Here is a 13,619-nt window from a genome sequence, read left to right as displayed (position 1 = left end):
AGTCCATCAAAATTAGTTGGTTTTATGCTCAAAAGGATACTAAACTCGTTTATTAGCTCCCTCGGTCGTTGAATTGACGATATGTAATTCCGACCGTCGTTTCTCAGGTGTATTCTCGTAGGAACTATCCCACGTATCTACCACTTGTTGTATACTTTCAAGTGCTTTTCCGATTTTTTCTAAGTGTTGATTGGCATCCCTTTCAGTTTTTAACTGATTTTCTAAACTTTTTATTCGAGCATTTTGTCCAATCTCTCGAATCTTTTGCCGTTGAGCTTCTTTCCGTTGTTCCACCTCTTGTTCGTTCATTGCACGCACTCCTTACTTTAACGTATCAAGCGTTGTACTTTGTTTTTCTAGTGTTTCGGTCAGCTTTTTACCAAATTTCCCTTTCACTGCATGTTCCAAACTTTTTGACGAGTTATTCAAGGTATCTTTTGTGGTCTCTAATTCATTTTCAACAGACGATTCTACTTGTTTTTCATTTTTGTCGCTCTGTGATTTTTTGCTACTAGCGGTCATCATGATATCCACTTTTTGTAATTTCTTTTGTAGCTCTTTAAATGCTTTTTCTGCGGCTTCTAACACACGAATAGACCTCCCTTATTCTAGTGATATTGCTTCATTTTTTCTCGGTACGCTAGCTCGTTGTCTTCTGCTTTTTGTGCGAGTTGTTTTTTTATGGTAACAATTGTCTCATCATAGGTTTGTTGAGCACGCATGATTTCTTGACGGATAAATGCAAGAGCTTGCGGGTCTGCCTGTGATTGCCTTGCCGTGACATCTAGGTCGTAGAAAGCTTGTTCAATCAAATGTTGCCCTTTTCGGTCAACACGTTTAACAAGGTCTTCTTCATCTTCTAGCTTACGTCTATTAGCTTGATAGTCGGATAGGACTTGTTCTTCAGAAGACATCGACTTACACCCCTTTAATTTGTTGCGCCAAGTCAGCATCTGTTTGTAAGACTTCAGCAATTTTTGTTTTTATTTCAGAGACTAAAGAGTTGAAACTGTCGGTCATTTGTGTGATTTTCGTTAGTTTCCCTTGATATTTTTCACAAGGGGTCGTGACAATACTGGATTCTGTAAATCCTAATACGCTAAGAGCGTCTTTAATTTCCCATTCTTCTAGCATACTGCCTTTTCCTCTCGCTTCTGAGAGTCCTTCTTGCCATAGGTCTTGCGCTTCATTTATCGCATCTTGATAGATTTTGACAATCGCTTGAGTGGCGGTTTCGAAATCTGTTTTTGCCTTTCCGACGATAATTAAGGCTTCTTCGCTGTCTAAATAAATCTGTTCATTGGCAGATACCCCACCCCCACTTGCGAACAGCACAGCTTTTACTCGATTCAGTTTATTCATTTGGACACCAAAATCCTTGGTGGCATAGGTTCCGTACATTTTTAAGTATTCTTTGACTCGAGCGTTTGCTTCCGAATCATCGTTTGTAAGAGGGTTCCAGTCTCCATTTTTCTTCGCCCAATTTTTCGCTGCTTCTTCGACTTGTTGCTTGGTCATATTCGGTGCAAAAATCCCATCTTTGGCTAAACGATCTAAATTTAATACATCTCCGTCAAAGTATTTGGATAAAGTGTTGTGGTCTCCAATCCCTATAATTCCTTGGACATTTCCATATTCGTTGTCACGAAACGAATTTCCTGCCCAAGAATCATTTTGATAGCGTAATAATAAACTAGGATTATTATTTAGCCATTCTTGTTCTTTCTCATTTAAGGTGTCAAATTGATCTTTCCCAAAATCATCAAAACTGGTTGATTTAAAGCCGTCTACGCTTCCGTGTTCAGCAGCCATTTTCATCATATACCCACCTGATTGACTAAACCCTGCGACATCTGTAATGGTTCCGTTATTCGGAGCGATTTTATCTTTCGTTTCCTTTAAGAAATCTTCAGCAAGTTTATACTCACCAGATAAATCCCCTTTGATGGTTCCGGCAGCTGTCCACCAACCATTTTTTCCTGTTTCAAAGGGAGTGTTTGTTCCGGCATAAACAATCGCCACATTGTTGTAATCAGGCTTGCCATCCACAATTGGCGCAATTGCCATGGAATTCAGTTGGTTGTCTTTGTCACTCGCGGATTTGTTTATCAGTTGGTAATTTCCGGGTAATCCTTTAACTTTGATGGCGTCACCAGTATTTTTATTTTGAACAATTTCTTTAGTTTTATCAATTGATTTAGCCAATACTTCGGTTGTTATTTCAACACTGCTCATAGTTGACCTCCTAATAATTCAATTCATGAATTTTTAAATCATAATGTATTTCAGCATCGGAACTACCATTGTTAGATTTTTTCATTCGCTCAAACTCTAATTGTTCTTCATTACTGACTTTTAATTTTTTCAGTTCCTTGTTTCCGCTGTTTGAGTACAGATGGTTACCCTTTTCCACTTCAAAAAGTTCATCTATCCACTCTGAGTTTAAAGAATCTACTAAAACATATTTTTGCGAATCATCATTGTACTCTGCTTCATCACTTAACTGAAATGTCATTGTAAAATAGTTATCTTCTGAAACATATATTTTAACATCGGTATCAACGTAGTTACTGAACAAAGAAGCCCCATAAATAGGGGAATTTCGCCATTCTACTCCAATACCTTGCCATTCTATTTTTTCAATACCTTCATAATTTTCTACCAAATAGTTGGTCACGTATTCTTGAATCAATTTGACTCCTTGTTGGTAATCTTTTTCTAATGCTTTTTTATCCATATATCGTTTCCCTCCTATAAATAAAATAATTATCAGAATAATTCCTATTATTATACTCAACTTTTTTTTCAACTCTTCACCTCTAACTTATAGTTTTCTCCCTTACAGTATATTTTACCATACATCAGAAAATATACTTACCTATTTTTCAAACCAATCATAATAATCATCTTGATCTAGTTTTTGATACAGCTCAATTAGTTTAGGTCTCATAGATTGAAAAATAGTGATTAACTCATTATTGAATTCACGACCAAAAAAACCAGAAGTTGGATATCCTGTCAATTCTTCACTAAGAAAATCAAGTACCTTCAAACTTTCATCGTATGAACTTAATACATTGATTAGTTTTCCAACAATCACTTGAAAGTAAGGGAAAACTAAAAAGCTATTGGCGAGAGCGGGCGTCACCCTAGGCAGATTTTGACCGAGGGCGCACAAAGCGACGCAGGGTCAAAAGCGCTGTCATGGGTTGGCAAACGTTCTCGCCAATGAGGGTGTATAGTAACACCACCCTCTAGACTAGATTAAAAGCAATGGATAATGCTGTTATATCAACGTTTATAGACAATCAAATTTAGCAAAAAGTGCCCTCATTTTTTTCAACGATAGTTTCACGAGGAGGTGATTGATGATTTGGCATCTCAGAACAACTTGCGAGCGCTATTTGATTGGATTCAAATTCAGCTATTCATTAATGATTCTCTGGATACAATTATTCACAATGTTTTAGGTATTCCCAGTGACTATTTTTTCTTGAAACAAGGAAAATTAGAACATTATGACTATGATCATGTAGTAGAATATGGATCCATCCGTATTTATTTTGATTCATCTGGACAAAAACTGGATTGCATGCTGGTAATGAGCGGAGAAGCACTGGAATTTTATCGAACAGAAGTACTTGGACAAATGAAATTGACAGTAAAAGACTTTCTACTGAATTTGTTTCAGATATATGAAAATCAATTCAAAATTACTCGAGTTGACCCCGCAATTGATGATTGGAATACCATTCCTTATTTCACTCCTCAACAGTTAATGAGGATTTGTAGAAAAAACGATTTATTTATGGAAAAAGCACCTATTTTGATGTATATGGGCTTGAAACAAAGGAAAAAGGGATGACTGTTTATCTAAAGACACCCTCTGCGGATGACCGCATTAAGTTTTATGACAAACAGGCAGAACAAGCAAAAAAACAAGGTGTGCGAAAAAAGGATATTCCCCCTTGGATACGAACTGAAATTGTTTTCCGAAGAGAAAAATCCCATGAATTTGTCCGCCAATATTTAGCATTAGATATTGAATTGATAGATTTAGTCAAAGGATATTTAAAAGCAAAAGTAAAATTTTATACGGATGATGAATTCAAGACTCCTTTAAGAGCTTGGGTAAAATTTCTTGGAAAATCTCGTCCCTTTTCCATCTCTATTCCAAAAACAAAATCAGGACTGTTAAAGAAATTTGATTGGTATTTCCATCATGGAGCAATTGCAGTATACCACGCTTATCTATTTTGCATTGAGAACCATTTACTATCTCATGATGAACGAATTAGTTACGAGGAAAAAGAGGTTCTATTTCCACCTGATTTAGCAAGTGAACTGCAAAAAAGAGCCACTCAATACGGAAGAACAGAATTATTAGAGCTTATTGTCGATATGACAAAAAAAGCCACCTTTCGAACAGGTGACTAGGAAAACTTATCTACTATATTATATCAAAGAAAGTAGGAAATGACTATGGCAAAAATGTTAGCACAACGAGATTTTGATTTATCACACATCGGAGAACGATTTGAATTAGATGAAGTCATGCCAAAATTTGAACAAGAAGAACGAACAAATGGCAAAACAGGAGAGGTCATCTTAGGTTCTGATGGACGACCACGAAAATTTGATACAGAGACCATTATCGGATACAAGTATTCTGTCACTATCTTAGATGGACAATTTCGAAAAAAAGCGACGCAGGTAACCGTTTTAGGAACAGAGCTTATTATAACAAACGAGACGATTATGAAATCAGAAAGTGTAAAATGTCGCTTTGAAAATTTAGAAGTCTCTATGGCTGGGAATCCTATGTATTACAAAGCAGAGAAGATTATCTTAGAAAAAGAAGGAAAGTAGGTTAAGGAGGTATTCGGTATGAACGCTGTATCTATTTCATTATCAGATGAGCAATTGAATGAGTTACAAGCTACTGTCTACCTACACATAAAAGAGGAGATAGAACGCGCAAGAGAAGACTGTAGATTAGAACAGGTATATATGACGAAAAAAGAAACATGTATCTACCTTCATGTTTCAAACAATATACTTGATAAATTTATTGAAGCTGGGCTTCCTAAAGTTAGTTTAGCAGGCATTACACGCTTTAATAAGCAAGCAATCGATCAATGGTTACTTGGAAATTTTGAAAGATAAACGTATAATCAGTATGTAGGTTTCTGCATACTGGTTTGCTTTTTAAAGGACGTGACAATTAAATGGCAATCAGACAAACAAAAAATGGGAGTTACAAAGTAGAGGTTTTTTATCCCAAAGAATTTCGGCAAATTTCTAACATCACCTCAAAGAAATACACAAAAACTTTCAAGACAAAGGAGTTAGCAAAAAAAGACGAAAAAGAAATTCTCAAAAAAATCAATCAAGTATTGGAAGATAAAAATGCTCGTTCATTAGAATCATTAGGCGTAATCACCTTTAAAAATTTCTATGAAACAATTTGGTGGGAAATGTATATATCTGGTGCTAGTGGACGAAGTAGAGGTATTCCTAGCCAATCTACTCAAACAGCTACACAACATTTGTTCAAAAATCATTTGTTAAAAATGTTTGGAGAGTATTCTCTTAATTATTTGAATGACAACAAAAATTTAGTCTTGAGAACTTTTGTAAAAAAATCGAATGATTATTCAAATATCAAAGCATTGAAAAGTTACTTTAATCAATTGTTTGAAGTAGCAGAACTTTTAGAATACATTGAATACAATCGTTTGACTAAAGTCATTCAATATGTAGGACAACCAAAAAAAGAGCAATTAAAAAGACAACGAATCCTAAAAGGTGAGGCATTAACGGCAGAAGAACTTGTGGAATGGTTGAATGCCATTCACAATGATTTTGAGCGTGATACGCTCTCTTTACAAGATTATTTACTGTTACTTCTTACAATTAACCTAGGAGATCGCAAAAGCGAAACTTATGCACTGCAATGGAAACACATTGATTTTGAAAAACAAACCATTTCTTTGGTTCAAACATTAGATAAAGAAAGCAATATAACCTTAACAAAAGGGAAAAAGAGAACAGTATTTCAACTACCACCTTCTTTACTTCCTTTACTAAAAGAATGGCAAGAACAACAAAAAGATATGTTAAGCCAAATAAACATTCGGACTTCTTCTGACCAATTTCTATTTACTTATACAAATCGTAAAAATGAAATGAATGTCCCAGTTCATATTGACTATTTGAACTATCGAATGAAGAGTATTCAACGAAGACATCCTGAACTTGCACATGCAACGCCTCACAAGCTAAGACATACATTTGCGACCTTAGCAAAAGAAGGCGGTGCAACTATGGCAGAGGTATCACAAGCTTTGACCCATTCAGATATTAAGACAACAGAAATTTATGTAAATACGTCAAATGTGGTCAATCTTTCTACTCATGAAGCGTTTGAGAGACGATTAAATGAAGTACGAGAAGCTGAATAAAATAACACTAAGGTGTGGAGGGAACCTATCTAATTTAGTGTTCCTTCCTTTTTTAAAGAAGTCTACGCCTGTAAAGTCTTCTCTATTTTAAAAAAAACAAGAGACGCCAATTTCTTGGCACCTCTTGAAAACATTGATATATAGATGTTTTTAACGCTTAGAGAATTGTGAAGCTTTACGGGCTTTTTTAAGACCTGGTTTTTTACGTTCTACCATACGGGCATCACGAGTAAGAAGTCCAGCGCGTTTTAAAGCTCCGCGGAAGTCAGGATCTACTTCTAACAATGCACGAGCGATACCGTGACGGATCGCACCTGATTGACCAGAGTAGCCTCCACCGTTTACGTTTACGATAACATCATAAGCGCCTTTAGTTTCAGTTACACCAAATGGTTGGTTAATAACTTCACGCAAGTCAGCGTGTGGAATATATTCTTCAACGTCTTTTTTATTTACAGTAATTTTACCAGTACCTGGTACTAAACGTACGCGGGCAACAGATTTTTTACGACGGCCAGTGCCGCTATATTGTACTTGTGCCAATGAATTTCCCTCCTTAAATTAGGTTAGTGATATCTAATACTTCTGGTTGTTGTGCAGCATGTGGATGCTCAGCTCCACCATAAACGTTCAATTTAGTAAATTGCTTACGTCCTAAAGTGTTTTTAGGAAGCATGCCTTTGATTGAGTTTTCGATCAAACGGCGAGAGTTTTTATCACGCAATTCACCAGCAGTAACAGATTTCAATCCACCTGGGTATTGGCTGTGACGGTAATAAATTTTGTCAGTTGCTTTGTTTCCAGTCAATTTAACTTGGTCAGCATTAATTACAATTACAAAATCTCCAGTATCCACATGAGGTGTGAATGTTGGTTTATTTTTTCCACGTAGGATAGAAGCAACAACAGCTGAAAGACGTCCTAAAGGAACATCAGTTGCATCTACTACGTACCATTTACGTTCTACTTCGCCAGCTTTGGCCATATATGTTGTACGCACGTTTTTTTCCTCCAATTTTCTATTCGATGTTTGACATACACTTGAGTTTCCGGGGCTCATTGTGGGGCAAACAATACCATTTAACATAATACCCTCTATCACTCGTAAAGTCAATGGATTTCTGCAGTTTTCCCACTATTTTGATTACTCTTTTTTCTCCCCAAAAAAATAATTCTTATTTAAAAATGAAATGATCGAAAATCTGCGTAGTATCTATTACGTACTACCCAACTCATTTTATGCATATTTTTCCTTTTTAAAACAAAATAATGTATATTTATTTATAAAAACAGTTGATTTTTGTATTTTTAGGTGCTATGATGAGAACAATCAAAAAAGACTATCAGATATGAAGGAGTGTTTCGGATGAAGGAAAAAGTTGTTTTAGCTTATTCCGGGGGTTTAGATACCTCTGTTGCAGTTAAATGGTTGGTTGATGAAGGATATGACGTGATCGCTTGTTGTTTAGATGTTGGTGAGAAGAAAGATTTAGACTTTATAAAAAATAAGGCATTAGAAGTTGGCGCCTCTGCTTCATATACCATCGATGCCAAAGAAGAATTCGCACAGGAATTCGCATTGATTGCTTTGCAGGGGCACACATTTTATGAGCAGTCTTATCCACTAGTCTCAGCTCTTTCTCGTCCGCTAATCGCAAAAAAACTGGTTGAGTTGGCTCATGAAACGGGTGCTACAACCATTGCTCATGGCTGTACAGGAAAAGGGAATGATCAAGTGCGTTTTGAAGTAGCGATCAATGCCCTTGCACCTGAGCTTAAGGTTATTGCGCCTGTCCGTGAATGGAAATGGTCAAGAGAAGAAGAAATCAATTATGCCAAAGAAAAAGGTGTTCCCGTACCTGCTGATTTAGACAATCCTTATTCTGTTGATCAAAATCTTTGGGGGCGTGCCAATGAATGTGGCATTTTAGAAGATCCTTGGGCAACACCGCCTGAAGGAGCTTACGAATTGACTGTTAGCTTGGAAGATGCGCCAAATACACCAGATATTATCGAACTGACTTTTGTTGAAGGGGTACCAACAGCGATCAATAGTAAGGAAATGTTATTATCTGATTTGATTTTAGAACTGAATGACTTAGCTGGAAAACATGGGATTGGACGCATCGATCATGTGGAAAATCGATTGGTCGGCATCAAATCTCGTGAAGTATATGAATGCCCTGCAGCAATCACATTGATGGCAGCACATAAGGAACTTGAAGACTTAACTTTTGTTCGTGAAGTTGCTCATTTTAAACCGATGATTGAAAATCAATTATCGCAAATCATTTATAACGGACTATGGTTCAATCCACTGACAGATGCACTAATCGCTTTCTTGAAGTCCACACAAAAATATGTAAACGGTGTTGTTCGTGTAAAACTCTTTAAAGGCCATGCGATTGTAGAAGGTCGTAAATCGGATAATAGTTTATACAATGAAAATCTGGCAACCTATACATCTGCCGATACCTTCGATCAAGATGCTGCTGTTGGCTTTATCAAACTTTGGGGGCTGCCAACAAAAGTACATGCGGAAGTTCAGGCTTCTTTACACAAAAATGACGAATAGCATTTATGCTTTTCATAAACTGGATCACACAGTGAGGTACATTTACGAGGACCGTAAATAAACGTATCCGATCCAAGCCTATTATTGACTTATTTTAAGAGAGTTTCTTTTTGATCTGCGGTTCAAAATAAGGAAACCAGTAAGTCGATAGTTTTCTGCAAAATATTGCAACAAATACTAACAATGCATATTCATTCATAAATGAGGTGAACACATGGAAAAGTTATGGGGCGGTCGTTTTGAAGGAAAAAGTGAAGCATGGATCGATGCATTCGGTGCCTCTATTCCTTTCGACCATCAATTAGCTCAGCAAGATATTACCGGCAGCTTAGCTCATGTAAAAATGTTAGCCAAAACAGGTATCTTAACTGAAACAGAAGCTGAACAAATCATCTTTGGTTTGAACAGTATTAAAGACAAATTAGCCGCGGGTATACTGACATTTACCATCGAAAATGAAGATATCCACTTAAATATCGAAAAGCATTTACACGATGAAATTGGTCCTGTTGCTGGAAAACTTCACACCGGGCGCAGTCGTAATGATCAAGTGGCGACAGATATGCACTTATATCTAAAAGAAACGGTGCAAGAGGTCATCAAAAAAATCCAACTATTCCGCCAGGTTTTACTCCAAAAAGCAGAAGAAAACATTGACACAATCATGCCTGGCTATACACACCTGCAACATGCTCAGCCGATCTCATTTGCGCATCATATGATGGCTTATTATGGGATGTTAACTCGTGATCAGGAGCGTTTTAATGAAAGCTTGAAACGAATCGATATTTCTCCGTTAGGTTGTGCCGCATTAGCTGGAACGACCTTTCCGATCGACCGTGCTTATTCAGCTGAATTATTGGGATTTTCTTCGATTTACGAAAACAGTTTAGACGGTGTCAGTGATCGCGATTTTATCTTAGAGTTTCTCAGCGATAGCTCGATTTTGATGATGCATCTTTCCCGTTTATGTGAGGAAATCATTTTATGGTGTAGTTATGAGTTTCAGTTTATTGAATTGACAGATACGTTTTCTACTGGTAGCTCGATTATGCCGCAGAAAAAAAATCCAGACATGGCAGAATTGATCCGTGGAAAATCAGGTCGCGTATATGGCAATTTATTCAGCCTCTTAACGGTTTTAAAAGGTTTGCCTTTAGCGTATAACAAAGACCTCCAAGAAGATAAAGAGGGGATGTTTGACACCTCTCACACGATCCTGACTAGTTTAGACATCATGGCTGGTATGATCGAATCAATGACTTTGAATAAAGATATCATGGAGAACGCCACTGAAAAAGATTTTTCCAACGCCACTGAGCTTGCAGATTATCTTGCCAATAAAGGTTTGCCATTTCGCCAAGCACACGAAATCGTAGGGAAATTAGTTTTGGAATGTACAAAAAAAGGAATTTATTTACAAGATATCTCTTTAGAAGAGTATCAAGAGATCACACCACTGATTGAAGCAGATATTTATCAAACATTAGCGTCAAAAACAGCGATTGAACGCCGTCACTCGTTTGGCGGAACAGGTTTTGATCAAGTAAAAGCAGCAATTGAGCGAGGAAAAGCAACATTAAAAGAAGAACATCAAAAGAGCGTTACAAAATAGCTAGCTATTTTGTAACGCTCTTAATTATCTAATTAACGAGTTTTTGCACGTGAATCTGCATCGATACCAGGTGCTTTACCTAATTTTGCTTGCAACATCCAGATATTTTTTTCGATATCTGTTTTGTTAGCGATAAAGATATCTTGTGTAGAATCGTCGCCTTCATCACCAGAAACGTCGATTCCTTTTTGATATAAATCTGCTAAGTAACGATAGCCTTCAACTAATTTTTCCATACGTTCTGGAATTGTACGTTCATAAGTACCGATCTCATCTTCAATACCAGTATGATCAGCAAATTCTTGCAATGTTGAATATGGAGCACCGTCTAATGTGATCAAACGTTCAGAAATAACGTCTAACTGATCGTTGATTTGATCCATGTACTCATCCATTTTTGGGTGTAGTGTTAAAAATTCTGGTCCACGCATATACCAGTGTGTTTGGTGAATCACTACTGAAAATTGGCTTAGATCCGCAACTAATTGGTTCAAGACTTCTTTTGTTTGTTCAAATTTCATTATACATCATCCTCCTAATATTTTATCTACATCTACTATTGTAGTACGAAATGCCAAAAAAGTACACTAAAATCTTTCATTTTTATAATATTTTTTATTTAATAATAATTCTAATTTAAATCAATCATTATCCATAACAGGTAAAGAATCGAGCGAATTGATGATCTCTTTAGCAACTTCGTTCATCGCATCTTGTAATTCTTCATTCATCGCATCAGCACTTTCAACGCCTGAGATAAACGCCATAAATAAATTAAAAACAGCTTCTTTCTGATCTTTCGGCACAAACCACTTTCCTTTTTCTTTTTCCAAACGAATGTTGAGCTCTACTGGATCTGTTTTGATTTTGATGGTTTGTACGCGCTCCTCTAGAATCGAAAAGGTCGCATCTAATGTTTTTTGTTCATCGTCTGCAAGTTCAGGATTTTCCATTGTTTCTTTTACTAATTGTCTCGTCATTTCCTGCATAGCACTAACTAAATCCAAACCTGTAACATAATACGAGATCGTTGCCCCTTTTTTATTTTCATCTATCTGAACAACTTTATACGATGTTTTTTCTCTCGCTTGCTGCAACAGTTCCTGCGTCAATTGACTTGATTGTTTTTCTTTAACTTTCGCTCCAGTAGAAGATAGTCCTTCAGCAAAATTTTCCTCGAACATCTTACTATTCTCAGCCAGATCACTTTTAGCTTGGTCACCATCACGAAACTCTTTAGTAAATTTATTTCCTTCTTTTTGAAAAATGAGCTGATCGATCAATAGTTCACCAGCTTCTTCTGCAGGAATCCCTTTAGAACCGCAGCTTGTTAGAAGCAACATGCCTAAAATCAATGGAGCAAGCCATAATTTTTTCATTTTCTTTCCTCTATTCTTTTGTATACTAATTAAATGTTATTCAAGATCCGTTCTCAACTTTGCCAACTGATGATAGCTCGCTGATAGCTGCTGTTGCGTAGATAAATACAAAGGATAGAGTTGCTGATAGATTTGTTGTTTTACCACTGATGGTTTTACAGTTTCATAAATTTTTACGTGGTTACATGCCGTCTCTAAATCACCAATTTTTCCTATACTTTGCCAGCCTAACAAAACAGCTCCTAAAGCGGAGGCTTCAATACTTTCAGTCAGTGATAATTCATAACCTAAGACATCCGCCATTATTTCCTTAAAAACCTCTGAATCCGCAAATCCGCCCGTTGCTCGGATCTCTTTTACAGCACCACCCAGCTCTTCTAATTCGGTCAAGATTCGCTTAAAGTTTAGACAAATCCCTTCGACTACTGCACGCATCATAATCTGATCATCATGATTTCGCTTCAAGCCAATAAAGCTTCCTGCAGCTTCAGCATCCCATAATGGCGCTCGTTCACCTAATAAATAGGGGTGAAAAAGCAAGCCTTTGGCCCCTGCAGGTACTTTTTTTACTTGCTCCATAACCACATCATAAGAATTCTTACCAGCTAAACGAGCTTCTGTTTGGATTTCTTTAAGTAAATTTTCACAGGCCCAATCAAAAATACCCGCACCATTACTTGTCGCACCACCGATTACCCAATGTTTTTCATCAAGTACACAGCAAAATGTCTCTGCCTGTGGATGCGTATGTGGTCGGTCTACAATGTAACGTAACGCACCACTAGTTCCTACAGTTAGAGTAGCTGTGCCTGTTGCCATAGCTCCTAATCCCAAATTAGACAATGGTCCATCTGCGCCGCCCAGTACAAAAATTGTTTGTTCATTCAACCCTAATTTATCAGACCATTTTTTATCTAATCCTACCATTTGATGAGTAGGTGGAACCAATATGGGTAGTTGCTCCTGGCTAATCTGCATTTGTGCCAAAGCCAGTTGATCCCATTCAAGAGTATGAATATTTAAAAATCCAGTCCCAGAAGCTGTACTAAAATCTGTGATATATAGATTGAAAAGACGATAAAAAACATATTCCTTTATACCAATAAATTTCTTTGCTTGGTCAAAAACAGCTGGAACTTGGTCTTTTAACCAACGAATCTTGTGAAACGGAGTCATTGGATGCATCGGCAACCCTGTATTTTGATACATCGTCTGTCCAAATGCCGTATCTTTAAGCGCTTCAGCATATTTTTCAGCTCGATTGTCTGCCCAAGTAATCACTCGGGTCAACGGCTGATTCTCTTTATCCATCACAATCAAACCATGCATAGCGGTTGAAAACGAAACTACTGAGATTTCTAATGGGTGAACTGCTGCAACTACTTGTCCAATACATGAAACCACAGCATTAAAAATTTGCTCCACGTCCTGTTCAGCCATTCCTTCAGTCTCCTGAATCAATGGGTAACGAACATAGGCAGAAGTTTGAACAGAGCCATCTTCATTAAATCCAACTGCTTTTGTTTGTGTCGTTCCAATATCTACACCGATCGCTATTTTTTTCATTGCCTCGCTCCTCTCCCCTT

At 37.0% G+C, this 13,619-nt stretch carries 18 protein-coding genes; 7 read left to right on the top strand and 11 right to left on the bottom strand.

The features are described from left to right. Positions 1-39 precede the first annotated feature (39 nt). The 6 genes from BCR25_RS05705 to BCR25_RS20300 form a co-directional block, all read right to left on the bottom strand. Entirely contained in the window at positions 40-309 is a 270-nt protein-coding gene (locus tag BCR25_RS05705; protein WP_069662651.1) for a hypothetical protein, read from the bottom strand. Between the two features lie 12 nt (positions 310-321). Next, a complete protein-coding gene (locus BCR25_RS05700; RefSeq protein WP_069662650.1) occupies positions 322-588 on the bottom strand; it encodes a hypothetical protein in 267 nt (88 codons plus the stop codon). Between the two features lie 20 nt (positions 589-608). Then, positions 609-914 (bottom strand): hypothetical protein, encoded by a 306-nt coding sequence (locus BCR25_RS05695; protein ID WP_069662649.1) that lies wholly within the window; start codon positions 912-914, stop codon positions 609-611. A gap of 4 nt (positions 915-918) precedes the next feature. Beyond that, complete coding sequence (locus tag BCR25_RS05690) at positions 919-2,235, bottom strand: hypothetical protein (RefSeq protein ID WP_245792283.1); 1,317 nt, start codon at positions 2,233-2,235, stop codon at positions 919-921. Between the two features lie 10 nt (positions 2,236-2,245). Further along, positions 2,246-2,809: a hypothetical protein gene (locus tag BCR25_RS05685; protein WP_069662648.1), complete on the bottom strand. Its 564-nt coding sequence runs from the start codon at positions 2,807-2,809 to the stop codon at positions 2,246-2,248. Between the two features lie 69 nt (positions 2,810-2,878). Then, positions 2,879-3,052, bottom strand: a complete 174-nt coding sequence (locus BCR25_RS20300; protein WP_169818988.1) for a hypothetical protein — start codon at positions 3,050-3,052, stop codon at positions 2,879-2,881. 321 nt (positions 3,053-3,373) lie between these two features. Here BCR25_RS20300 and BCR25_RS19820 point away from each other — a divergent pair, with 321 nt between their 5' ends. The 5 genes from BCR25_RS19820 (at position 3,374) to BCR25_RS05660 (ending at position 6,464) form a co-directional block, all read left to right on the top strand. Next, the gene (locus BCR25_RS19820) at positions 3,374-3,865 is read left to right on the top strand and encodes a hypothetical protein (RefSeq protein ID WP_083242593.1); all 492 of its coding nucleotides are present in this window, start codon (positions 3,374-3,376) and stop codon (positions 3,863-3,865) included. Beyond that, positions 3,862-4,437, top strand: a complete 576-nt coding sequence (locus tag BCR25_RS19815) for a replication initiation factor domain-containing protein (RefSeq protein ID WP_083242592.1) — start codon at positions 3,862-3,864, stop codon at positions 4,435-4,437. Before BCR25_RS19820 ends, BCR25_RS19815 begins: the two co-directional genes overlap by 4 nt. A 45-nt stretch (positions 4,438-4,482) precedes the next feature. Next, on the top strand, positions 4,483-4,869 hold the full coding sequence (locus tag BCR25_RS05670; protein ID WP_069662646.1) for a hypothetical protein: 387 nt from the start codon (positions 4,483-4,485) through the stop codon (positions 4,867-4,869). Positions 4,870-4,887: 18 nt separating this feature from the next. Next, a complete protein-coding gene (locus BCR25_RS05665) occupies positions 4,888-5,166 on the top strand; it encodes a MerR family transcriptional regulator (protein WP_069662645.1) in 279 nt (92 codons plus the stop codon). Between the two features lie 62 nt (positions 5,167-5,228). Further along, entirely contained in the window at positions 5,229-6,464 is a 1,236-nt protein-coding gene (locus BCR25_RS05660; protein ID WP_069662644.1) for a tyrosine-type recombinase/integrase, read from the top strand. Positions 6,465-6,614: 150 nt separating this feature from the next. Here BCR25_RS05660 and rpsI read toward each other — a convergent pair whose 3' ends face one another. Both rpsI and rplM read right to left on the bottom strand, forming a co-directional pair. Further along, the gene (gene rpsI / locus BCR25_RS05655; protein ID WP_069662643.1) at positions 6,615-7,007 is read right to left on the bottom strand and encodes a 30S ribosomal protein S9; all 393 of its coding nucleotides are present in this window, start codon (positions 7,005-7,007) and stop codon (positions 6,615-6,617) included. Positions 7,008-7,020: 13 nt separating this feature from the next. Next, entirely contained in the window at positions 7,021-7,449 is a 429-nt protein-coding gene (rplM, locus tag BCR25_RS05650) for a 50S ribosomal protein L13 (protein ID WP_342715918.1), read from the bottom strand. 381 nt (positions 7,450-7,830) lie between these two features. Between rplM and BCR25_RS05645 the strand changes: the two genes are divergently transcribed. Both BCR25_RS05645 and argH read left to right on the top strand, forming a co-directional pair. Further along, positions 7,831-9,039, top strand: coding sequence for an argininosuccinate synthase (locus tag BCR25_RS05645; protein ID WP_069662641.1), 1,209 nt, complete (start codon positions 7,831-7,833; stop codon positions 9,037-9,039). 214 nt (positions 9,040-9,253) lie between these two features. After that, entirely contained in the window at positions 9,254-10,654 is a 1,401-nt protein-coding gene (argH, locus tag BCR25_RS05640) for an argininosuccinate lyase (protein WP_069662640.1), read from the top strand. A 32-nt stretch (positions 10,655-10,686) separates the two neighbouring features. Here argH and BCR25_RS05635 read toward each other — a convergent pair whose 3' ends face one another. From BCR25_RS05635 to BCR25_RS05625, 3 genes are all read right to left on the bottom strand, one after another. Further along, a complete protein-coding gene (locus BCR25_RS05635) occupies positions 10,687-11,175 on the bottom strand; it encodes a Dps family protein (protein WP_069662639.1) in 489 nt (162 codons plus the stop codon). A 120-nt stretch (positions 11,176-11,295) separates the two neighbouring features. Further along, on the bottom strand, positions 11,296-12,033 hold the full coding sequence (locus tag BCR25_RS05630) for a DUF5105 domain-containing protein (protein WP_069662638.1): 738 nt from the start codon (positions 12,031-12,033) through the stop codon (positions 11,296-11,298). Between the two features lie 36 nt (positions 12,034-12,069). Continuing rightward, positions 12,070-13,599, bottom strand: coding sequence for a gluconokinase (locus tag BCR25_RS05625; RefSeq protein ID WP_069662637.1), 1,530 nt, complete (start codon positions 13,597-13,599; stop codon positions 12,070-12,072). Positions 13,600-13,619: the final 20 nt, after the last annotated feature.

The organism is Enterococcus termitis (assembly GCF_001730305.1).
Lineage (GTDB): Bacteria > Bacillota > Bacilli > Lactobacillales > Enterococcaceae > Enterococcus_L > Enterococcus_L termitis.
This window is presented reverse-complemented; position numbering and strand designations above follow the sequence as displayed.

Coding starts and splice junctions, on each gene's coding strand:
- BCR25_RS05705 (WP_069662651.1), bottom strand. CDS start 309: ATGAACGAACAAGAGGTGGAACAACGGAAAGAAGCTCAACGGCAAAAG.
- BCR25_RS05695 (WP_069662649.1), bottom strand. CDS start 914: ATGTCTTCTGAAGAACAAGTCCTATCCGACTATCAAGCTAATAGACGT.
- BCR25_RS05690 (WP_245792283.1), bottom strand. CDS start 2,235: ATGAGCAGTGTTGAAATAACAACCGAAGTATTGGCTAAATCAATTGAT.
- BCR25_RS19815 (WP_083242592.1), top strand. CDS start 3,862: ATGACTGTTTATCTAAAGACACCCTCTGCGGATGACCGCATTAAGTTT.
- BCR25_RS05670 (WP_069662646.1), top strand. CDS start 4,483: ATGGCAAAAATGTTAGCACAACGAGATTTTGATTTATCACACATCGGA.
- BCR25_RS05665 (WP_069662645.1), top strand. CDS start 4,888: ATGAACGCTGTATCTATTTCATTATCAGATGAGCAATTGAATGAGTTA.
- BCR25_RS05660 (WP_069662644.1), top strand. CDS start 5,229: ATGGCAATCAGACAAACAAAAAATGGGAGTTACAAAGTAGAGGTTTTT.
- rplM (WP_342715918.1), bottom strand. CDS start 7,449: ATGGCCAAAGCTGGCGAAGTAGAACGTAAATGGTACGTAGTAGATGCA.
- BCR25_RS05645 (WP_069662641.1), top strand. CDS start 7,831: ATGAAGGAAAAAGTTGTTTTAGCTTATTCCGGGGGTTTAGATACCTCT.
- argH (WP_069662640.1), top strand. CDS start 9,254: ATGGAAAAGTTATGGGGCGGTCGTTTTGAAGGAAAAAGTGAAGCATGG.
- BCR25_RS05635 (WP_069662639.1), bottom strand. CDS start 11,175: ATGAAATTTGAACAAACAAAAGAAGTCTTGAACCAATTAGTTGCGGAT.
- BCR25_RS05630 (WP_069662638.1), bottom strand. CDS start 12,033: ATGAAAAAATTATGGCTTGCTCCATTGATTTTAGGCATGTTGCTTCTA.
- BCR25_RS05625 (WP_069662637.1), bottom strand. CDS start 13,599: ATGAAAAAAATAGCGATCGGTGTAGATATTGGAACGACACAAACAAAA.